The following is an 18,840-nucleotide window of genomic DNA, read 5'->3' as shown; positions in this document are numbered from 1 at the left end:
AAATAATATCATGGCTATAACTATCAAGAACATTCCGGTTTTGGAGGGCACTACGGCGGAAGATTTCGTACGCAGTGCAGACAAGAACGCCGCAAAGGTAACACCCCGGTTATCAGTGGAGGCAAAGAAACGGTTGAGAAAAGTATTGGAGAAATCCCGTTCATTCCGGTTCAATTAACAGCAATGGACGGTATTTCTTTATATGATGATTGTGTCATGCTTGCCTATAACAAGGAAGTACGGAGGAATTGCCTTCCTTTCACTTGTGGCGAGAATGACCTTGATGATTTTTTTCTCAATGATGCCGATCTGTATGCGGATGAACTCCTTGGAAAAACATATTGTTGGGTGACGGCTGAAATCCCGCATCGTATTGTGGCCTTGTTTACCTTGTCCAATGACAGTATCAAGACCAGATTAATATCCCCCAATGATAAAAACAGGCTGCAACGCAATATTGTAAATCCTAAACGTGGACGCAGCTATCCGGCCGTACTGATAGGAAGACTGGGGGTCAACCTGGAATATCAGGGTACATCAAGCCACGTAGGACGGCAACTGATGGCTTTCATAAAAGACTGGTTCCGTCATGAGGACAACAAGACAGGATGCCGTTTTATCGTGGTGGATGCATACAATGAGGAAAAGATTCTCAGGTATTATGAAAGAAACGGTTTCGTTCCACTCTATAAGACAGACGTGATAGAAAAGCAATATTATGATATTCCGCAAGATGAACCTTTGAAAACCCGTTTGCTGTATTTTGATTTGAAAAAGGACTGACATAATAATATATCAGTAAAATCCTTTGGGGTGACAACGGGTTCCCAAGACGGGCTACCGCTACGATTGCCTGCCATATGGCACCGGCCGTTTTCTTGATGGCGGGCGGTGGATTTCATGGGCAGCCAATCCGGAATGACAAGTAATGCCGCACCTGTGGCATAATAGAGCATTATTTTGAAGGCGGGGACTTTGTCCGGTTCTTCTTTTTCCAAGGTTTTCCGGCGGATGCCTTCAAGTTTTCCACACTTGTTTTAGAATAGTCCGCATTATCAGCTGATTGCGAGTTTCAGTCTGTCATTCCGATGCTCTTTATCGCATCGTAGCATGTCGTTGATATATTCCAAATACTTATCCATGAATAGGCGACTTATAATTTTGTCTCAGGCAAATATCGAGACACACTCCCGAATGAGGTCTTCCATGATTTTAAAGGACTCCGTATTTCGGAAGGAACAACGTACACATACAATTTCTCCGGAACGGCCAACCTGCCTGTCACTTCCCTGTAATCCTCCCCAAAATCAACACCGCCGTATAAACTGCATGAAAGCCCGGGCACGCTTCCTGTTTCCAATCCCATTTCCGCACCTTCCGCAATATCACATATTGCCGTTCTCATTCCACATCCTTGAATATTTCTCCAAACATGCCGAAGACAGAAAAGCTGCATGGAATTTTAAATTCTCACCGGACAGACAATAGATAGAAGGAAGTAATCCGTCATCCTCATTTCTTGCGGCAAAAATAGTTGTTTTTCAGGCCGGTCCCGCAAGGCGGCCCTTCGGGCTGGTTGCTCGTGAAAAAATCTTCCTCACGCTTTGCGTGAGCGTATTTTTTCACGGCAAGCCTTGCCGGAGACCGCCGAAAAACAAACTGGAGGAAGCACAAGAAATAAGAATGCCTACCCGTGTAGGCCATGTATAACTCAAAAAAATATAAGGCTATGGCAGACAAGAGCGCAGAAAAGGAAAGACTGTTCAACGAGTGGTTCACAAAATCCTATGACAGGCTGAGAGGGACGTTACGCCGGTACGGAATGCTGGACGAGGACAATTTCCATGACACCTACCTTTTCGTAAGAAGGCAGGTGCTGGTTCCCGGAAAGGACATAACGGACTATGACGCGTATTTCATCGGATGCTACAAAAAGGCGGCCCTGGTAAAGATTAAAAGGGAGAACCGGTATGCACACCCTGAAGATGATTTCTTTCTCCGATGTGGCGAGGAGGCAAAATTCCTTTCCGAGGATGACCTGAACGGGTGCGAGCGGCTGGTAAGAGACATACTGCGTTTCGTAAGGCAGAAGTTCTCCTACGAGGAATACCGGATGTTCATGCTCAGGTTCTATGAGGCACAGTTCTCGTTCAAGGCACTGGCGGAATGCATGGGTATCTCGGCATCGGCCATATCGCAGAAAGTATGCAGGATAGTGGACGCGGTACGTACCCACAGCGGTTTCGCATGGAGAAGTCAGATGCTGGCGGTGGAAAGCTTCATGTATTGAAAAAATTGTTTAACGGAAAAGTAAGAAAGTTATGGCACTGATAGTATACAACAGGGAAAACTCTCGTCCGCAGGAAGTCACATACAAGGGTAAGCGGACCATCAACCTTGACAGCAGGGGGACTGTCTATCTGTCAAAGACGATGTCAATCGAATTGGGAATCCTCGGCGGCGGACGGGTGAACTTCGCCCACGACGACGAGACGGGTGACTGGTATATCTGCCGGGCCGACGACAGCGAGGGGTTCATCGTCTGGAAGGACAAAAGATGCGCAAGGTTCTCGGCGGGGTTTATCGTGCAGAGGCTCATGCGGCAGGCGAAGGTGGAGAGGAAGAGCGTGCAGTTCATGATGGCGAGGATGCCGGTAGAGATTGGCGGGGTGGCCTATTACAAGATACTGCTCTCGAACCCGATACTGAGATAGAGGCATGGGCCGGAGGAGTCCGGCTGTATATGACATGACGGAGACAGGCGCATCCGACGGGACAGGAGCCCGGGGGATGTGCCTGTTTTTATGCGCCGCCATGTTTACGCACGGACATGCGGTTGTCACCGGCCGGCATAAGGTCACTCCGGCAAGACCGGGAAGCGGCATTGCCGGCGGATAATGATACCGGTACGGGATGTGTCACCATTACGGGAACGGACCGTTCTACCGGTATACGGACAGCCCGCCCCAATTCAGAATAACATAATGACATAATAAAACAAGGGTCTTTTTTTATAATGGAATCCCCGTATCTTATTGCCATACCGGAAAAATGTTTCCATGTCCCGCCATGTTATGCCAATGTTGTCACCGGATCATAATTCGTAAAGAAAAACGATCTGTGTATAAATACTTTACGAGCAAATTAAAGTCGTTCATCCGGTGGAAAGAAAACGAAGGGGCGGTCGGTTGTCATACCGGTCGCCCCTTCGTTCACGATCCCGTACGGAACTTTCCTAAAGTTCCTCCGGCCTGGTTCTCGCCTCCCGGTAGCAGCTGTCAAGCAGCTTCTCGATGTCGGAGGAACGGTACAGTATCTTGCCGCCCAGCCGGGTGAAGGCAAGCAGGCCGCTGTCACGGTACTGTTGCAGGCTGCGGCGGCTCACTTTCAGCTTTTCAGCCAGTTCGCGGTCCGTATAGAAGTTCTCGCCCGCCATCGCCGGTGACCTGCCGGCAAAGAGACGCTCCATGGAAACGGAGAGACGTTCGACGGTGGAGAAGAACTCTCTTATATGCTCGCTGCTCTCACGGGTGAGCAGACGGTTATCGGTGTTCATCATAAATCTCATCTGTTTGTTGGTTTGACATTTACTCTTTCAGTTTCTCATATATCGGCCCCACCCCATGACATGGAGGGTGTGGGGGCATCCCTCCGACATGAACCGGCACTCTTTCGTACCGATACGGATATGGCATCCCTCCCCGTCCCCGTCTATCCTGTAGAGCGAGAAGCTTCCACGCCCGTACTCCGCGTCAAGGCTGTAGGCCAGCAGGCGGTAGTCCCCGCTGGAATCCCTGAAGATGTAGAAATCGGGACTGCCGTCCAGACTTTCCCAGCCGCCTGCCAGACTGTCGGGAGAAAGTATCATCCTTTCGTTTCCCATGGCTTCTCAAATTGATTTTCCCATGCTTTCAGCCCGCTTGCGGCGCTCTTCCACTATCCGGATAATGCTTTCCACGTCCCCGGGCTTGTAATAAGTCTTGTGGCAGATCTGTGTATATGCCAGCGTGCCGTTGTCACGCAGGGTCTGCAGGGTTCTCGGGCTGACCTTCAGCAGCAGGCACACCTCCTGGTTGTCCAGCCATTTCTTCTCTTCCATGTCACCGTACAGCCGGCAAAGGGTGTCCAGCCGGTCCGCGAACGTCCGGAAGGCCGAGAGCATCGCCTCGAAGGTCCTTGCTTCAATGTTCACTATTTCCATAATTAATGTAATTTCAGGTTTGACATCTGTTTCATTCTCTTTTCGGATCCGGATTCCGTGCCGCAATTTAGTGAATTCCGGCGGAACATCCTGAATTTCAAGACAGGATGACTACCTTTGACACCATATGCGTACTTGTTTCATCCGCAAAGTAAATGATTGTTCCCGGATATGGTTCCGGCCCTTCATCAGATGTCATTATATGTCATCAGATGTCATTGGAATCTGATTTTAACATTCATTTGCTTTCAGTAAACAAGCGTTCAGATGTAATAGGCAAATTTAAAAACAGCATTTTTGGTAAAGTTGATTAATCACTTTTTGGTAAACTTTCGCATCACTTTTCAGTAAGCTAAGAAGTACTACGTTCAGATCCGTTCCCGGGGAATTTTGGAATTTCTGGTGCGTATATTTGTGAAGTCATCACCGTCAGACCGATCCAACAATATGAATAACACGGCAAACCCCGCCAATCGGACCCGTCCGTTTCACAGCACTTGTTATTATCGTTTTATTTGCTTCCGACAACCGGGCAAACGGGTAGACCGTGCCCACAGTATCAACCATCTAAAATCCATGTACAATGAAAAGTGAACCGACTGAAAAACCAAGAGGAAAGAAAACGGCGGCATCCGAAACCACAGACAGAAAGAACGGTCGTAGTCCTAGCCCCGGCCACGACGGGTGGTGGGAAAGACTCATGATGGAACCCGGTCCGGGGGAATCCACCGGTATGGATGCGGAACCGGTGATTCCATCCGGGACTGATGCGGAGGAGGTGTCCGGGGAGGCGGGAAGAAAGGACACCCCGCCGGAACCGGAAGACCCCGTGAGAAGAAGGACGAGCGGCAGGCAGCGCAGGGCCTCGCTGGAGGAGTACCGGGAAACATACCTCACCGTCCCGAAGATCAGGAACCGCAAGACGGTGTTCGTCAGTGAGGATGTGAGGGACGAACTGGACGCCGTCGTCCGCAGGCTCGGCGGGCGTGGCATGAGCGTTTCCGGACTGCTGGAGAACCTTGCCAGGGAGCATCTTGCCGCCTACCGTGGGGACATCGAGCAGTGGAGAAAAATCTGACAGCCTGTAACCGGGCGTGGAGTGTACCCGATGTATGCACCGTCCCCTGTGTACCCGCTTCAATGTGAAAAATGCGGGGGGATTTTTCTGTGGGGGGAGCAAGGGTATGTTTCCGGATTCCCGAAAACCCTTGCTCCCCGCTCCCGGCGGTTGCAGGGAGGGCAAATCCACTCCCGCCGGTCGCAGATTCTGGAATGAAAGAAGTACGGACGAAAAAGAAAAAACATATGACAAAGGATGTGAATGGGATGAAGAAAAAATGCGGCCGTCCGGCACTGGGCAGGACGCGGAAGCTGACCAAAGGCGTGACGGTGAAGTTCTCCCCTGTCAGCTACGAGGCTCTCAGGTTCAGGGCAGGGAAGTCCGGCCGGAGTCTGGCGGTCTATATCAGGGAGGCGGCACTGGCGGCCACCGTGACGGCAAGGCATACGCCTGAAGAGAACGCGCTGCTGCGCAGCCTGGCGGGAATGGCAAACAACCTGAACCGGCTGACAAAGCTCTCGCACCAGACAGGTTTTTACAGGACAAGGTTGCTGATAGAGGGGCTGCTGGAAAAGCTGAAGCGGATCATGGATGATTACAGACCTAAGGAAGGATAGCCTCATGATAGGGAAGATCAGGAAAGGCCGCTCGTTCGGCGGCTGCATACGCTACGTGACGCAGAAGGACGACGCGAAAATCATCGCCTCGGAAGGTGTGCTGCTGGGAACGGCAGAAGAGATGGCGCGAAGTTTCCGGTGGCAATGCCTGCTGAATCCGGACGTGACGAAACCGGTGGGGCACATCGCGCTCAGCTTCAAGCCGGAGGACACGCCGAGGCTGACCGACGCCTTTATGGCAAGTCTGGCGGAGGAATACCTGGAACTGATGGGGATACGGAACACGCAGTTCATCGTGGTGAGGCATCACGGGACGGACAACCCGCACTGCCACATCGTCTTCAACCGGGTGGACTTCGACGGGAAGGTGATTTCCGACAGCAACGATTTCAGGCGTAACGAGAGGGTGACAAAAATGCTCAAGGACAAGTATTCACTCACCTATTCCGAAGGCAAACAGTCCGTTAAAACGGAAAAGCTGCACGCTTCCGAGAGGGTGAAATACGAGATATACCGTGCGGTCAAGGAAGCTTTGAGGAGTGCAGATACATGGAAAGAATTTCAAAATAGGCTCTTAAAAATGGGCGTGGAAATGGAATTCAAGTACAAGGGAAACACTAATGACGTGCAGGGCATCCGCTTTATAAAGGACGGTCTGTCATTCAAGGGAAGTGAGATTGACCGCAGTTTCAGCTGGTCAAGGCTGGATGCGGCATTGGAGCATAACCATGTCACGTCCCTGGAAAATGACGTTTCCCGAAAGCAACCGTACCATGAACAAAGTCATGGTTCTGTTATTGATAACCTGGTCGAAGTCACCGGTACGGGTGGCGTGTTCATGCCGTCGGTGCCACCGACGGAGGACGAGAAAGAGGCGGAACGCCTGCGGAGAAAGAAGAAGCGCAGGAAAGGAAGGAGTTTGTAAACTAGTATGTATAACGAAAAAACTTTGAAAGATGAAACAGGAAAACTATCTGGAAGGCATCTACGGATGTCTTGAAAGGATCGAGAAGAAAGTGGAGGCGCTGCCCGTGGAAGGCATAAGCCCCGCAGTTGAAAACCGAACCAGTTCCCCGGAAGGGATTGCGGAACTGAAAATCCGTCTGGAACGCCTGCAATCCGCTGTGGAGAAAAACAGTTCGGAAATAGCAGCGGTACGTAGCCATACCGCCCGGTTGTCGGAAGGCAGGCCGTTGTCTGCCGAAACGTTTGCCGGGGAAATGGAAAAGACAAGGGACTGCCTGCAGCAGGACAGCCAGGCGGTAAAGGAAACGGTAAGACGGCTGGATGAGAGAATGGTCCTGTTAAAAAAGGAACCGGAGCACAAACTGGTAACCTACCGTCTGGAAAGCGCATCCAAGGCGGTGGTAACGACAGCTTCAGCACTGATCCTGGCACTGGTCGTTTCCGTCTGGACCAACTGCAACCAGTACCGCACGAACCGGCTTTTGAAGGATGCCGATTTGAAATACCGAGCCATCAGGATCTGCCTGCCGGGAGATGATCCCGACATCGCCTTCCTGGAGAAGCATTTCACCATCGAGCGGGACGAGGAAAAGATCCGGCGTGTGGAAAGGCTGGTGACCGCTTTTGAGGACTCGGTCAGGAACCGCATCCGTAACCATGAAATGGCGGCCTACAAGGACAGTCTGGCGCACCGGCTGTTCAAGGAGGCACAGGAAATCAGGAAGCAACTGGACAATCCTAATTCAAAATGACTGCACTATGGCAACAATCAAAACCAAATTCAGGTCCTCGTCCGTGGAAGGCAGGGAGGGGACGCTCTATTTCCAGGTCATCCACGAAAGGATGGCGCGCCAGATAAACACCGGTTACAGGCTGTTCCCTTCGGAATGGGACGGACGCACGTCGGAAATCATACTGCCGGTATCCGGTGATTCCAGAAGAAGCCTCCTGCTTGCGTTAAAGGAGCGGATGGAAAAAGACATCCGCCGTCTGGAAAGTATCATTGCCGGACTGGAACGTTCCGGCGGTACCTATCCCGCCGGCAGGGTTGTCGAACTTTTTCACAACCCGCCCCCTGAGGACAGCCATAATTTCATGGCCTTCGGAAAGAGGCTCGTGGAGGAACTGGAGCGTGTCGGCAAGAAGCGCACCGCCGAGAGGTACACCACCGTACTGAACAGCTTCACGCACTTTCGGGGCAGGGACGGCGACATCCCGCTGGAGGATATCGGCTCCACCCTCATGCTGGAATACGAGGCATGGCTGAAGGACAAGGGGATATGTCCGAACAGCACCTCCTATTACATGCGGAACCTGCGTGCCGTCTACAACCGTGCGGTGGACAGGGAACTGACGGTACAGCGCAGCCCTTTCAAGCATGTCTACACCGGAATAGACAAGACCGTAAAACGTGCTGTTCCATTGAAAGCGGTCCGCATGATACGTGACCTGGACCTGCGCCTTTCCCCGGGCATGGAATACGCCAGGGACATGTTCATGCTGAGCTTTTATACCCGGGGCATGTCGTTCGTCGACATCGCCTACCTGAAAAAGGCTGATCTGAAGGGCGGCGTGCTGACCTACCGCAGGCGGAAGACCGGCCGGTGTCTGTCCATTAAATGGGAGAAGCCCATGCAGGAGATCCTGGACAGGTATGGCCACAATGACAGCCCCTACCTTTTTCCGGTCATCAGGGATACGGCCAAGGATGCCGTGCGGCAGTACAGGAGCGCAGCGCATTTCATCAACGGAAAACTCAAGGAACTCGGGAAACGGCTCGGGCTCGGTATGCCGCTCACCATGTATGTAGCGCGCCATGCCTGGGCGAGTATTGCCAGAAGCAAGAATGTGCCGCTGGCAACCATCAGCGAGGCAATGGGACATGATTCGGAAAACACGACCAGAATCTACCTCGCCTCGCTGGACACTTCACAGGTGGACAAGGCAAACGACATCATACTCAAATCCTTATAACGGGAACGGATGCGGCACGCAGAATATCGGACAAAAGGCTGTGCCGTTCCTGCTTCTCTTTTTAAGAGAAATATTACACATTGCAAAGATAGGTAAAATATAGGAAAATATCCACTTGTATGATAAAAAACAGTTTTCTTCGAAAGAAAATGTTTCAAATTCCGGTTTAATTGTCAAACAAATCCTCGTCAGGTTTCATATATAGCATCTGATTATCAGAACTATCCCTTTCCGGTATTTCTCTTAAAAAGAAAAGTACCAGAAAAGATCCATGAACTGTCAATATAGCGGCAGGATACCGTTGGAGATATTCTTATTGACAATTTAAAACCGGATGTTTTTAAAAAAGGATTTTTGAAGGCGTTTTGTAATACAATAAAAATTGTTGAGCATATGGCTCGTTTTCTTGGCAAGAGAAATATCCGGGGATCATATTTCACGTAACTGGTTGACGAACAGATAGAAATACGGAACGGCATTATGGTACTTATCCAACATATGTTAAGCAAATACACTCTGTATGAATGTTTTGGTTAATTTTATCACCCGTTTTCTATTGTTTTTTCAATATTTTACGTAATTTTGCGCATTGTAATATTTCTCTTGCCAAGAGAAGTAGCGGCAGAAGCCTCGGAAATGAGGTCTGTACACTTTGTCAAAAGTATGGGACTGATAGTGGATATTATGAATAAAGGAAATGTAATCCGTTGTAATACATACCAATATACGAATTGGCATGAACTAGGGGTATATCCTCACCTATAAAATAATCCCGGCAATATGGGTATGAGTTTTTCTACGGTGGAAGAAAAAAAGCAGGTCCGCTGGTTCGTCATGCGCGCCTACAAGAATGAGAAAATGGCGGAGGACAGGCTGAAGGACAAAGAATACGGTCTGGAATATTTCATTCCGAAACATTACGCCGTAAAGACCTATCACGGGATGAAGTCGACAAGGCTGGTGCCGGTCATACCGAGTCTGGTTTTCGTCCACGCCAGCCACTCGCAGATCACCGAATTCAAGAAACGGTACAACTTCCTGCAATTCGCCATGTGGAAAAAAAGCACGGGTATGGAATATATCACCGTGCCAGACGACCAGATGGACAGTTTCATCCAAATAGCTTCCCTGTATGAGAAGGATACGGCCTATTATAAGCCGGATGAAATCGACGTACGGAAAGGTACCCGTGTATGTATCCACGGCGGCAAGCTTGATGGAGTTAAGGGTGTGTTTATGCGGGTAAAAGGGAAACGCAACCGCCGGGTGGTCGTGATGCTTGAGGGGATTATGGGGATATCGGCTGAGGTTCATCCCGATTTGATTGAAGTCATTTCCTGATATGGAAAAGTCTGGAATCCTTATTCACGGTTTTACGCAAATAAAAAACAATATCTGAATATATGTATTTTTGGATTGTAAATTGTTCACTGGCATTTTTGCTTTGTGTTCTCTGTGCGGGTATCGTCATTCCCCAGATTCTGCTGATCGCTTTTCGCAAACAGCTGTTCGACCTTCCCGATGAACGGAAGATACATCATTGTGCGGTGCCACGATTGGGTGGTATCGCGTTCAAACCGGTCGTGTTTTTCACCATAGCTTTGTTGCTGGGAATCAATATGGCACTGGGGCATTCGGAAATGTTGTCTGAAATCGGAAACAATGTACGGCCTTTAGCTTTTGCTTTCTGCTCCATCATGGTACTGTATCTGGTCGGCATGGCCGATGACCTAATTGGTATCCGTTATCGTGCCAAGTTTGTCATCCAGATCCTGTGTGGCGTGATGCTTATCGCCGGTGGAATATATATCAATAACCTGCACGGCATCCTAGGTATTCATGCGGTTCCGTTATGGCTGGGGTATCCTTTGACCATTTTAATCGTGGTCTTCATCATCAATGCCATCAACCTGATCGACGGCATTGACGGGTTGGCTTCCGGGCTATGCAGTGTCGTCTGCCTGTTTTACGGTCTGACTTTTTTCATGCTCCACCAGCATGTCTATGCCATGCTGGCGTTCGCCACATTGGGAGTGTTGGTACCGTTCTTCTATTACAATGTTTTCGGGAACGCCGAGCACGGAAGGAAGATCTTCATGGGTGACACAGGTAGTTTGACCGTTGGCATGATGCTCTGTTTCCTCAGTCTCAAACTGACCATGTGCGGTCTAGACGATAATACAGGAAATGTACATCCGATGGTGCTGGCCTTCTCACCCTTGCTGGTTCCATGCTGCGATGTGGTCCGGGTCTACCTGTATCGGGTACGCAACGGGAAGAACCCGTTCCTGCCGGACAAGAACCACATCCACCATAAGCTGCTTGCTCTCGGAATAAAGCAGCGCAATGCCATGATTATCATTGTTTCCGTATCAACAATATTCATACTGCTCAATATTCTTCTGTCCCTTTATCTCAATGTGAACTGGATCGTGCTGGGCGATATCCTGATATGGACTCTTGCCAACATCAGGCTGACGAAATCTATCGGACAACTTCAATCGGAACAGAAAACCAACAAATAAAAATCAATGAAATATGAAAATCAGATACATTTTATTCTTATTGACCGTGGCTTTCCTGCTGGGATCATGTGCCACGCCGAAAGTCGCTTATTTCACGGACCTGAAACGGGGTACCGCAGAACAAGTCTTGAACCCGCTGGAAATCCGGGTGCGTCCCGAAGACAAGATCTCAATACTGGTCAACAGCAAGGACCCCTTGTTGATGAACCTTTTCAACCTTCCGATCATATCCAGACAGATCGGTACGACATCGGGAACATCCAATAGCCAGGGGATATCAGGATATACGATCAACAAGGATGGAGATATCGATTTTCCAGTGTTGGGGCATATCCATGTGGCGGGAATGACACGCGAGGAAATCGCCTCGTATATAAAAGAGGAACTGGTTTCGAAGAATCTCGTGAAAGACCCTGTCGTTACAGTTGAGTTCATGAACCTGACCGTTTCCGTGTTGGGTGAGGTTGCTAGCCCCGGACGCTTCAATATTGATAAGGACAAGCTGACGCTTTTGGATGCTTTAAGCATGGCCGGAGACCTTACCGTCTACGGGAAACGGGAGAATGTGCTGGTACAACGGGAGGAAAACGGTAAACAGACCTTGTATCAGGTTAACCTGAATTCAGGATACGACCTTTATGCCTCTCCCGTGTATTATTTACAGCAGAACGATATAGTTTATGTGGAACCTAACTCAATGAAAGCACGGCAGGCGACTGTCAACGGCAATAACGTCCGTTCTGCTTCTTTCTGGATGTCGTTGGCCTCGCTGCTGACTACCATTACCGTGTTAATTGTGAAATAAATATAAAATCAGATATGGCCATAAATCAAAAGAATATAAAACCGGGACAGCAGGATGATTTCCTGCGGATACAGGATCTGTTGTATCTGTGTCTCGCAAGGTGGAAGTGGTTCGTCTTGTCTTTAGTGGCAACGATCGGTGTCGCTACCGTCTATCTGTTGCGTACTCCTGCTGTATATACACGCACCGCTTCGGTATTGATCAAGGAGGATTCCAAAGGCAAGTCGGTTTCCTCGGATTTGGAATCCTTCTCGGAGTTCGGGTTGTTCCAATCCGGTACAAATGTGAATAATGAGCTCATCACCTTTCAGTCACCGGCTTTAATGACCGAGGTAGTTAAACGGTTGCGTTTGGATATGAATTACTTCGTTCCGGGAAAATTCCACCGTCAGGTGGCCTATGGGCTGACATTACCAGTGGATGTAACGATAAATGACTTGCCTGAAAATGAATCAGCCGGTTTTACGTTGGAAGTGCAGCCGGACGGCACATTATTCCTGTCTGACTTTATACGTAACGGGACGGATCTTGACGAAAAGGATATAAAGGGAAGCTTGTTCGACTCCATTCCTACACCATTGGGAAAAATCATTATCAATACAACACCCAATTACGTGAAAGGCAAGGCATATACATTATATGTAGGCAAATCCAATTTGTATAACGCTGTAAACTCCTGCTCATCCAATCTGTCCGTTTCATTGAATAACGAGAAAGCGTCGGTTATAGACTTGTCATTCAAGGATAACTCCACACAGCGGGCTGAAGATGTATTGAGCATGTTGATTTCCGTTTATAACGAGAACTGGGTGAAGGATAAGAACCAGATCGCTGTCAGTACCTCAATGTTCATCAATGAGCGTCTGGGCGTAATCGAACAGGAGTTGGGGAACGTGGACGAGGATATTTCCTCCTACAAGTCAGAACACCTGTTACCCGACGTGCAGGCGGCATCGAGCATGTACATGGCCCAAAGCAGTGCGACCAACGCACAGATCCTGGCCTTGAACAACCAGCTTTACATGACCCGTTACATCCGGAACTATTTAGCCAACGATGCCAACCGTACCCAACTGCTTCCGGCCAATTCCGGTATAGAGAGTGCCAACATCGAATCGCAGATTGCCGAATACAACAAACAACTGTTGCAGCGTAACAGCCTGGTTGCGAACAGCAGCGCAGAAAATCCGCTGGTCATGGATATGGATCAGGCTCTGGCATCCATGCGTGGGGCGATAATCAGGTCTATCGACAATCAGATAGTAACCTTGAATTCGCAGATAAAAAGTTTGCGGCAGACGGAGCAACAGACAACATCACGTATAGCGGCCAACCCTACACAGGCCAAATACCTGCTTTCGGTGGAACGCCAGCAGAAGGTAAAGGAGGCTCTTTATTTGTTCTTACTGCAAAAACGTGAAGAAAATGAACTCTCGCAGGCATTCACGGCTTACAATACCCGCATTGTCACCCCGCCGCACGGTAGCATGTTGCCGACATCTCCTGTACGCAAAAACATCTTTATGGCCGCGTTTGCTCTGGGGCTGCTCATTCCGATAGTCATTATCTTCATGCGCGAGAATATGAATACCCGTGTACGGGGAAGGAAAGACCTGGAGAGTGTGACCGTGCCGTTCATCGGTGAAATTCCGCTGTTTACAAGAAAGAAGAAAAGAATATTCGGGAAAAAGCCGCAGGAAGTCAAGACCGTTGTCGTCAAGGAGGGCAGCCGTGACATCATCAACGAGGCGTTCCGTGTATTGCGTACCAATCTGGAGTTTATGACCGGCAAGGACAAGACATCGAATGTCATCATCATGACCTCGTTCAATCCGGGCAGTGGCAAATCGTTCCTGACCATGAACATCGCCGTGAGCTTTGCCATCAAAGGGAAGAAAGTGTTGGTAATCGACGGTGACCTGCGCCACGGATCTGCGTCATCCTATATCGACTCTCCTGCCAAGGGATTGAGCGACTATCTGGGAGGTCGTATCGACAATCTGGATGAGATTATCGTACCCGATCCTAGGCATAAATCTATGGATATACTACCCGTGGGAACGATTCCTCCCAACCCAACGGAACTATTGTTCGACGAACGCCTGAAGCAGGTGATAGATACCGTAAGGGGGCAATACGACTATGTGCTGATCGACTGTCCGCCCATCGAATTAGTGGCAGACACGCAGATTATCGAGAAGCTGGCAGACCGTACCATTTTCGTAGTTCGTGCAGGATTACTTGAACGGAGTATGCTTGCTGAATTGGAGAAGATCTACGGGGAGAAAAAATACAAGAACATGTCCCTGATCCTGAATGGAACCGAGGGAAGCGGTGGCCGCTACGGATACCGTTACGGCTATCGGTATGGTTACCACTACGGCTACGGCTCGGGATACCACTACGGCTCCGATGAGAAACGTGTTGGTGTTGGGTGATAAACAGTTGGTTGTCAAATAATTATCAAATAAGTATTTCAAATAAAATCTTCATATCATTGTGTGGCCTTTCAGAAAACGCATCCCGCTGAAAGATAGCGGCATATTCGAGGGTTTTACCGACTGGCACTCGCACATCCTGCCGGGTGTGGACGACGGGGTGCGGACTGTGGAAGAAGCGTTGGAAATACTGCGCCTGTATGAAGAGTTGGGCATAAAATCCATATGGCTTACACCGCATATCATGGAAGATATGCCCAACACCACAACGCATCTCAGGGAGCGTTACGCTGAACTTCAAGCCGCCTATAGCGGACGGATAAAACTACATCTTGCCTCCGAGAATATGCTCGACAACCTCTTCGAGGAACGGTTGGAAAAGAACGACCTGCTGCCTTTGGGTGAGAGCGGCGACCGTCTGCTGGTGGAAACCTCTTACTTCAGCCCTCCAATGGGATTAAACAACATTCTGCTCCGCATCAAGGCCAAAGGCTACTATCCCATTCTCGCTCATCCGGAGCGGTATGTTTATATGGGTGAATCGGATTATCGACAATTAAAAGGCATAGGGGTGAAGTTTCAACTCAATCTCTTTTCTTTAGTCGGTGCATACGGCGTGGAAACAAAAAAGAAAGCCGAATGGTTGTTGAAAAACGATTTTTATAATTTAATGGGTAGCGATATACATCGCCTTGCTCTTTACGAAGAAATGATAAGAAAGAAAATGCAAAAAAATATCTTGGAACGATTGAAAGACCTTTCTAAATAATAGAATATATGAAAACTTATAAGATTGCAGTAGCTGGAACAGGCTATGTCGGATTAAGTATTGCTACGCTATTAAGCCAGCATCATCATGTAACGGCGGTAGATGTCATTCCGGAGAAGGTAGCCCTTATCAACCAGAGAAAATCACCTATACAGGATGACTATATAGAGAAATACTTGGCTGAAAAGGAATTATACCTGACAGCTACCCTTGATGGTAAAACAGCCTATCAAGATGCAGACTTTGTGGTAATAGCCGCTCCGACCAATTACGACCCAGTGAAAAACTATTTTGATACCAGCCATGTGGAAGAAGTCATAGAACTGGTGAAAAGCGTGAATCCTCGTGCCATTATGGTTATCAAAAGTACAATCCCGGTTGGCTATACCGAGAATATACGCAAGAAACTGGATACGGAAAATGTGATATTCTCACCGGAGTTCCTGCGCGAAAGCAAGGCTTTGTATGACAATCTGTATCCCAGCCGTATCATTGTCGGTCGACCGGAAGGAGATAAACGCTTGGACGAAGCAGCCCATACTTTTGCTGCTTTGTTACAAGAAGGCGCAATCAAAGAAAATATAGACACCCTTTTCATGGGACTTACCGAAGCGGAAGCGGTAAAGCTGTTTGCCAATACTTATTTGGCCTTGCGTGTAAGTTATTTCAATGAACTGGATACATACGCCGAGATAAAAGGGCTGGATACGCAGGCCATCATCAACGGGGTAAGCCTTGACCCACGAATCGGTACTCATTACAACAACCCGTCATTCGGTTATGGAGGTTATTGCCTTCCCAAAGACACCAAACAACTACTTGCCAATTATGCAGATGTACCAGAGAACCTGATACAAGCCATTGTAGAGAGCAACCGTACCCGCAAGGATTTCATTGCTGACCGTGTGTTACATATGGCAGGTTACTATGACTACTATAACCGTGGAGATTTTAATCCTAATGACGAGAAACGATGCGTTATTGGAGTCTATCGCCTAACGATGAAGTCCAACAGTGACAATTTTCGACAAAGCAGCATTCAGGGAGTAATGAAACGTATTAAGGCAAAAGGAGCAGAAGTCATTATTTATGAACCCACGCTGGAGGACGGTAGTACTTTCTTTGGAAGTAAAGTCGTGAATGATATTGAACTATTTAAATCAAAATCTCAGGTTATTATAGCCAATAGATACGATGATTGTTTGAATAGTGCAAAAAAGAAAGTATATACAAGAGATATTTTTAGCAGGGATTGATAAGTTTTGATGTGTGGGATGAAAAACTTTTAGCATGAGCGACATTTCCGTTTTAAAAAAAGAAGGACTCAAAGGTAGTGCTTGGAATTTCTTGAATATGGCTGTCAACCAAACGAGAAACTTTATTGTTTCATTGGTTCTCGCCAGATTACTAATGCCTTCTGATTTCGGTTTGATTAGTATGGCGTTGGTCTTAAATACCATACTTGACTCTATCGTTGATTTTGGATTAGGGAATGCAGTTATACGCAAAGAGAAAATTACGGAAACGGAATTATCCACAGTCTTTTGGATTAATATTCTGTTAGGAGGATTTTGTACATTGACTGTTTTTCTTTCAGCCCCTCTCTTTGAGTACTTTTTTGAAATGCCACAATTAGGTAATATTGTAAGAATTACTTCCTTTTCTTTCCTTATCAGTTCATTTGGAACTTTACAAACAGCCCTTTTTCAGAAAAAGTTAAACTTTAAAGCCCCCTTTATTGCAAAACTAATTTCTGGCCTTATTTCAGGAATTGGAGGTATAATATTGGCCTTATTAGATTTTGGCGTATGGGCATTAGTTTTTTCAAATACCGCAGGTTGGCTTTTTAATTCGACCATACTATGGATAATCTCTTCTTGGCATCCCAAAATGCTTTTTCAACCTTCTCAAGTCAAAGAACTTTGGAATTTTGGATGGAAAATGACATTGACCACTATTATAAATAGAGTATTTAGACAATTAGACACATTTATCATTGGTAAATTATACAGTGCGGCCTCTTTGGGTCTATTCAATCGGGCTAAGTCTTTAAATAATTTGGTTATAGAATGTTCTTTTTCTGCTATCCGGAGTACAATGTTACCAACATTCAGCAAACTTCAAAATGATGTGGAATTGTTACGTAATAGCATTATAAAGCTCATTCATGTGATTTCATTCCTGACCTTTTTATTTGCAGGTCTTATGTATATGTGCGCTGACGATTTAATTATAATACTTTATGGAAATAAATGGGAAGGAGCAATTGAGATATTTAAGATTTTAGGCTTGTTTTCTATTACAATTTGCCTCCCTGTAGTCTATGATGCTATTATTTCAGTAGTAAATCGTATGAGTTTATATTTATGGATAGGAATTATTCGGAATATGATTTTATTAATAGCCATACCCTTTGGGATTATTTATGGTTTTCATGCTTATATATGGAGTGTATCAATTGCATCAGGAATTAATTTAATTCCTTACTTTTTTGCAGCAAACACCTGCATACAATTACCTGTAGCATCACAAATATACACTATTGTACGATATGTGGCACCTTTCATTTTTGCTATATTACTATGGCAGATTATAGACTATTCAAGTAGGAATCATTTTATTGACATTTTTTTGAAATCCATTTATTTTTTATGCACATATGTAGGATATAATATGTGGGCGAAAAACAATGGATATGTAATCTGCCAAACTTTAATCAAAAACACAGTGGCTAAAAATAAGAAATGATGAATCTACTTTGCAAAATTTATCGCAAACTTGTGGAAACTCATTGGTCCTATAGAAAAAAACATTCACAAGTAAGAATACAAACAGGAGGAATTTTCCGGGTCGGAAAAAATGTAAGGATTCAAAAGAGTACCATTTATGTAGACAGTACTTCTGAATTAATTTTAGATAGTCATGTTCAATTAATTGGCGTAAAAATTTTTGTAACAAAAGGATCGCATGTTCATATCAGTGAGTATTCTTGCCTAAGTCAGGGAAATAATATTGCATGTCCATTGTACACAATTAGCCAAGGGAAACTAATAGTGGATCATCATGTTTATTTACGACTTCAAAGACTGTGGATCCGTTTTGGGGGATTTATTCACATCGGACAATATACAAATATAAATAACGGCAGTGAAATCCGTTCCGATGAGCGAGTAGAAATAGGTAGTTATTGTATGCTTTCTTATAATCTTAGGATTTGGGATACAAATACACACTGCATCTATCCTTCTGAAAAAAGAAGAAAATTAACACGTGAGAAGTTCCCAAATTTTGGCGCTGAATATGAAAAGCCCAAAACAGCACCTGTTATAATAGGTGATGATGTTTGGATTGGTGAAAAATCATCCATATTGAAAGGTACATCACTCGGTAACAATGTGATAGTCGGATACAATACAACATTAGTGGGGAAACATATTCCAACGAATAAAACAGTAGTACAAAAAATAGAATTATCTATCATATAA

22 protein-coding genes are annotated in these 18,840 nt (G+C 46.8%); 19 read left to right on the top strand and 3 right to left on the bottom strand.

Annotated features, from left to right (window positions below; all coding sequences use genetic code 11):
- The first annotated feature begins 10 nt into the window (after nt 1–10).
- Together HMPREF0999_RS22690 and HMPREF0999_RS10170 are read left to right on the top strand one after the other, a co-directional pair.
- The gene (locus HMPREF0999_RS22690; protein WP_009275871.1) at nt 11–178 is read left to right on the top strand and encodes a hypothetical protein; all 168 of its coding nucleotides are present in this window, start codon (nt 11–13) and stop codon (nt 176–178) included.
- 5 nt (nt 179–183) lie between these two features.
- Nucleotides 184–783, top strand: coding sequence for a GNAT family N-acetyltransferase (locus HMPREF0999_RS10170; RefSeq protein WP_009275870.1), 600 nt, complete (start codon nt 184–186; stop codon nt 781–783).
- Nucleotides 784–1,153: 370 nt separating this feature from the next.
- On the opposite strand, the gene HMPREF0999_RS22685 is transcribed toward HMPREF0999_RS10170, so the two are convergent.
- Nucleotides 1,154–1,405 carry a hypothetical protein gene (locus HMPREF0999_RS22685; protein WP_227195601.1) on the bottom strand — a complete coding sequence of 84 codons (252 nt, stop codon included), beginning with the start codon at nt 1,403–1,405 and terminating at the stop codon, nt 1,154–1,156.
- Between the two features lie 324 nt (nt 1,406–1,729).
- On the opposite strand from HMPREF0999_RS22685, the gene HMPREF0999_RS10165 reads away from it, so the two are divergent.
- From HMPREF0999_RS10165 to HMPREF0999_RS22675, 3 genes are read left to right on the top strand one after another with little or no spacing between them, the layout of a single operon-like run.
- A complete protein-coding gene (locus HMPREF0999_RS10165; protein ID WP_009275869.1) occupies nt 1,730–2,290 on the top strand; it encodes a sigma-70 family RNA polymerase sigma factor in 561 nt (186 codons plus the stop codon).
- 31 nt (nt 2,291–2,321) lie between these two features.
- Nucleotides 2,322–2,714 carry a hypothetical protein gene (locus HMPREF0999_RS22680; protein WP_004320820.1) on the top strand — a complete coding sequence of 131 codons (393 nt, stop codon included), beginning with the start codon at nt 2,322–2,324 and terminating at the stop codon, nt 2,712–2,714.
- A gap of 4 nt (nt 2,715–2,718) precedes the next feature.
- Entirely contained in the window at nt 2,719–2,898 is a 180-nt protein-coding gene (locus HMPREF0999_RS22675; protein ID WP_083865952.1) for a hypothetical protein, read from the top strand.
- Nucleotides 2,899–3,235: 337 nt separating this feature from the next.
- On the opposite strand, the gene HMPREF0999_RS10150 is transcribed toward HMPREF0999_RS22675, so the two are convergent.
- Nucleotides 3,236–3,559, bottom strand: coding sequence for a helix-turn-helix domain-containing protein (locus tag HMPREF0999_RS10150; RefSeq protein ID WP_007853013.1), 324 nt, complete (start codon nt 3,557–3,559; stop codon nt 3,236–3,238).
- Between the two features lie 129 nt (nt 3,560–3,688).
- Between HMPREF0999_RS10150 and HMPREF0999_RS22670 the strand changes: the two genes are divergently transcribed.
- Complete coding sequence (locus tag HMPREF0999_RS22670) at nt 3,689–3,898, top strand: hypothetical protein (RefSeq protein ID WP_182289298.1); 210 nt, start codon at nt 3,689–3,691, stop codon at nt 3,896–3,898.
- Here the strand turns inward: HMPREF0999_RS22670 and HMPREF0999_RS10140 are convergent.
- The gene (locus HMPREF0999_RS10140) at nt 3,890–4,201 is read right to left on the bottom strand and encodes a helix-turn-helix domain-containing protein (RefSeq protein ID WP_008666975.1); all 312 of its coding nucleotides are present in this window, start codon (nt 4,199–4,201) and stop codon (nt 3,890–3,892) included. The two genes, HMPREF0999_RS22670 and HMPREF0999_RS10140, sit on opposite strands and share 9 nt — an antisense overlap.
- A gap of 583 nt (nt 4,202–4,784) precedes the next feature.
- On the opposite strand from HMPREF0999_RS10140, the gene HMPREF0999_RS10135 reads away from it, so the two are divergent.
- From HMPREF0999_RS10135 to HMPREF0999_RS10075, 13 genes are all read left to right on the top strand, one after another.
- Nucleotides 4,785–5,279, top strand: coding sequence for a DUF3408 domain-containing protein (locus tag HMPREF0999_RS10135; protein WP_009275866.1), 495 nt, complete (start codon nt 4,785–4,787; stop codon nt 5,277–5,279).
- Nucleotides 5,280–5,506: 227 nt separating this feature from the next.
- The gene (locus tag HMPREF0999_RS10130) at nt 5,507–5,878 is read left to right on the top strand and encodes a plasmid mobilization protein (RefSeq protein WP_009275865.1); all 372 of its coding nucleotides are present in this window, start codon (nt 5,507–5,509) and stop codon (nt 5,876–5,878) included.
- Nucleotides 5,879–5,882: 4 nt separating this feature from the next.
- On the top strand, nt 5,883–6,803 hold the full coding sequence (locus HMPREF0999_RS10125; RefSeq protein WP_009275864.1) for a relaxase/mobilization nuclease domain-containing protein: 921 nt from the start codon (nt 5,883–5,885) through the stop codon (nt 6,801–6,803).
- A gap of 31 nt (nt 6,804–6,834) precedes the next feature.
- Nucleotides 6,835–7,596 (top strand): hypothetical protein, encoded by a 762-nt coding sequence (locus HMPREF0999_RS10120; protein ID WP_009275863.1) that lies wholly within the window; start codon nt 6,835–6,837, stop codon nt 7,594–7,596.
- 7 nt (nt 7,597–7,603) lie between these two features.
- A complete protein-coding gene (locus tag HMPREF0999_RS10115; RefSeq protein ID WP_009275862.1) occupies nt 7,604–8,818 on the top strand; it encodes a tyrosine-type recombinase/integrase in 1,215 nt (404 codons plus the stop codon).
- Nucleotides 8,819–9,598: 780 nt separating this feature from the next.
- Nucleotides 9,599–10,159, top strand: a complete 561-nt coding sequence (locus tag HMPREF0999_RS10110) for a UpxY family transcription antiterminator (protein WP_009275861.1) — start codon at nt 9,599–9,601, stop codon at nt 10,157–10,159.
- A 62-nt stretch (nt 10,160–10,221) separates the two neighbouring features.
- Nucleotides 10,222–11,343: an MraY family glycosyltransferase gene (locus HMPREF0999_RS10105; protein ID WP_009275860.1), complete on the top strand. Its 1,122-nt coding sequence runs from the start codon at nt 10,222–10,224 to the stop codon at nt 11,341–11,343.
- A 13-nt stretch (nt 11,344–11,356) separates the two neighbouring features.
- Nucleotides 11,357–12,148, top strand: coding sequence for a polysaccharide biosynthesis/export family protein (locus HMPREF0999_RS10100; RefSeq protein ID WP_007844516.1), 792 nt, complete (start codon nt 11,357–11,359; stop codon nt 12,146–12,148).
- Nucleotides 12,149–12,162: 14 nt separating this feature from the next.
- Nucleotides 12,163–14,586, top strand: a complete 2,424-nt coding sequence (locus tag HMPREF0999_RS10095) for a GumC family protein (protein WP_009275859.1) — start codon at nt 12,163–12,165, stop codon at nt 14,584–14,586.
- Between the two features lie 61 nt (nt 14,587–14,647).
- Nucleotides 14,648–15,355 carry a tyrosine-protein phosphatase gene (locus HMPREF0999_RS10090; protein WP_009275858.1) on the top strand — a complete coding sequence of 236 codons (708 nt, stop codon included), beginning with the start codon at nt 14,648–14,650 and terminating at the stop codon, nt 15,353–15,355.
- An 8-nt stretch (nt 15,356–15,363) separates the two neighbouring features.
- Nucleotides 15,364–16,611 (top strand): nucleotide sugar dehydrogenase, encoded by a 1,248-nt coding sequence (locus HMPREF0999_RS10085; RefSeq protein ID WP_009275857.1) that lies wholly within the window; start codon nt 15,364–15,366, stop codon nt 16,609–16,611.
- 34 nt (nt 16,612–16,645) lie between these two features.
- On the top strand, nt 16,646–18,103 hold the full coding sequence (locus tag HMPREF0999_RS10080) for a lipopolysaccharide biosynthesis protein (protein ID WP_009275856.1): 1,458 nt from the start codon (nt 16,646–16,648) through the stop codon (nt 18,101–18,103).
- Nucleotides 18,100–18,840 carry an acyltransferase gene (locus HMPREF0999_RS10075; protein WP_009275855.1) on the top strand — a complete coding sequence of 247 codons (741 nt, stop codon included), beginning with the start codon at nt 18,100–18,102 and terminating at the stop codon, nt 18,838–18,840. The genes HMPREF0999_RS10080 and HMPREF0999_RS10075 overlap by 4 nt, the downstream gene beginning before the upstream one ends.

Origin of the sequence: Parabacteroides sp. D25 (assembly GCF_000307475.1) — a bacterium.
Lineage (GTDB): Bacteria > Bacteroidota > Bacteroidia > Bacteroidales > Tannerellaceae > Parabacteroides > Parabacteroides distasonis.
Note: the sequence above shows the minus strand (reverse complement) of the source record. Positions and strands in the feature narration are given on the sequence as shown.

Bases quoted from the DNA above. Each gene is read 5' to 3' on its own strand.
- HMPREF0999_RS22690 (WP_009275871.1), top strand. From the start codon at position 11: ATGGCTATAACTATCAAGAACATTCCGGTTTTGGAGGGCACTACGGCG.
- HMPREF0999_RS10170 (WP_009275870.1), top strand. From the start codon at position 184: ATGGACGGTATTTCTTTATATGATGATTGTGTCATGCTTGCCTATAAC.
- HMPREF0999_RS22685 (WP_227195601.1), bottom strand. From the start codon at position 1,405: ATGAGAACGGCAATATGTGATATTGCGGAAGGTGCGGAAATGGGATTG.
- HMPREF0999_RS10165 (WP_009275869.1), top strand. From the start codon at position 1,730: ATGGCAGACAAGAGCGCAGAAAAGGAAAGACTGTTCAACGAGTGGTTC.
- HMPREF0999_RS22680 (WP_004320820.1), top strand. From the start codon at position 2,322: ATGGCACTGATAGTATACAACAGGGAAAACTCTCGTCCGCAGGAAGTC.
- HMPREF0999_RS22675 (WP_083865952.1), top strand. From the start codon at position 2,719: ATGGGCCGGAGGAGTCCGGCTGTATATGACATGACGGAGACAGGCGCA.
- HMPREF0999_RS10150 (WP_007853013.1), bottom strand. From the start codon at position 3,559: ATGATGAACACCGATAACCGTCTGCTCACCCGTGAGAGCAGCGAGCAT.
- HMPREF0999_RS22670 (WP_182289298.1), top strand. From the start codon at position 3,689: ATGGCATCCCTCCCCGTCCCCGTCTATCCTGTAGAGCGAGAAGCTTCC.
- HMPREF0999_RS10140 (WP_008666975.1), bottom strand. From the start codon at position 4,201: ATGGAAATAGTGAACATTGAAGCAAGGACCTTCGAGGCGATGCTCTCG.
- HMPREF0999_RS10135 (WP_009275866.1), top strand. From the start codon at position 4,785: ATGAAAAGTGAACCGACTGAAAAACCAAGAGGAAAGAAAACGGCGGCA.
- HMPREF0999_RS10130 (WP_009275865.1), top strand. From the start codon at position 5,507: ATGACAAAGGATGTGAATGGGATGAAGAAAAAATGCGGCCGTCCGGCA.
- HMPREF0999_RS10125 (WP_009275864.1), top strand. From the start codon at position 5,883: ATGATAGGGAAGATCAGGAAAGGCCGCTCGTTCGGCGGCTGCATACGC.
- HMPREF0999_RS10120 (WP_009275863.1), top strand. From the start codon at position 6,835: ATGAAACAGGAAAACTATCTGGAAGGCATCTACGGATGTCTTGAAAGG.
- HMPREF0999_RS10115 (WP_009275862.1), top strand. From the start codon at position 7,604: ATGGCAACAATCAAAACCAAATTCAGGTCCTCGTCCGTGGAAGGCAGG.
- HMPREF0999_RS10110 (WP_009275861.1), top strand. From the start codon at position 9,599: ATGGGTATGAGTTTTTCTACGGTGGAAGAAAAAAAGCAGGTCCGCTGG.
- HMPREF0999_RS10105 (WP_009275860.1), top strand. From the start codon at position 10,222: ATGTATTTTTGGATTGTAAATTGTTCACTGGCATTTTTGCTTTGTGTT.
- HMPREF0999_RS10100 (WP_007844516.1), top strand. From the start codon at position 11,357: ATGAAAATCAGATACATTTTATTCTTATTGACCGTGGCTTTCCTGCTG.
- HMPREF0999_RS10095 (WP_009275859.1), top strand. From the start codon at position 12,163: ATGGCCATAAATCAAAAGAATATAAAACCGGGACAGCAGGATGATTTC.
- HMPREF0999_RS10085 (WP_009275857.1), top strand. From the start codon at position 15,364: ATGAAAACTTATAAGATTGCAGTAGCTGGAACAGGCTATGTCGGATTA.
- HMPREF0999_RS10080 (WP_009275856.1), top strand. From the start codon at position 16,646: ATGAGCGACATTTCCGTTTTAAAAAAAGAAGGACTCAAAGGTAGTGCT.
- HMPREF0999_RS10075 (WP_009275855.1), top strand. From the start codon at position 18,100: ATGATGAATCTACTTTGCAAAATTTATCGCAAACTTGTGGAAACTCAT.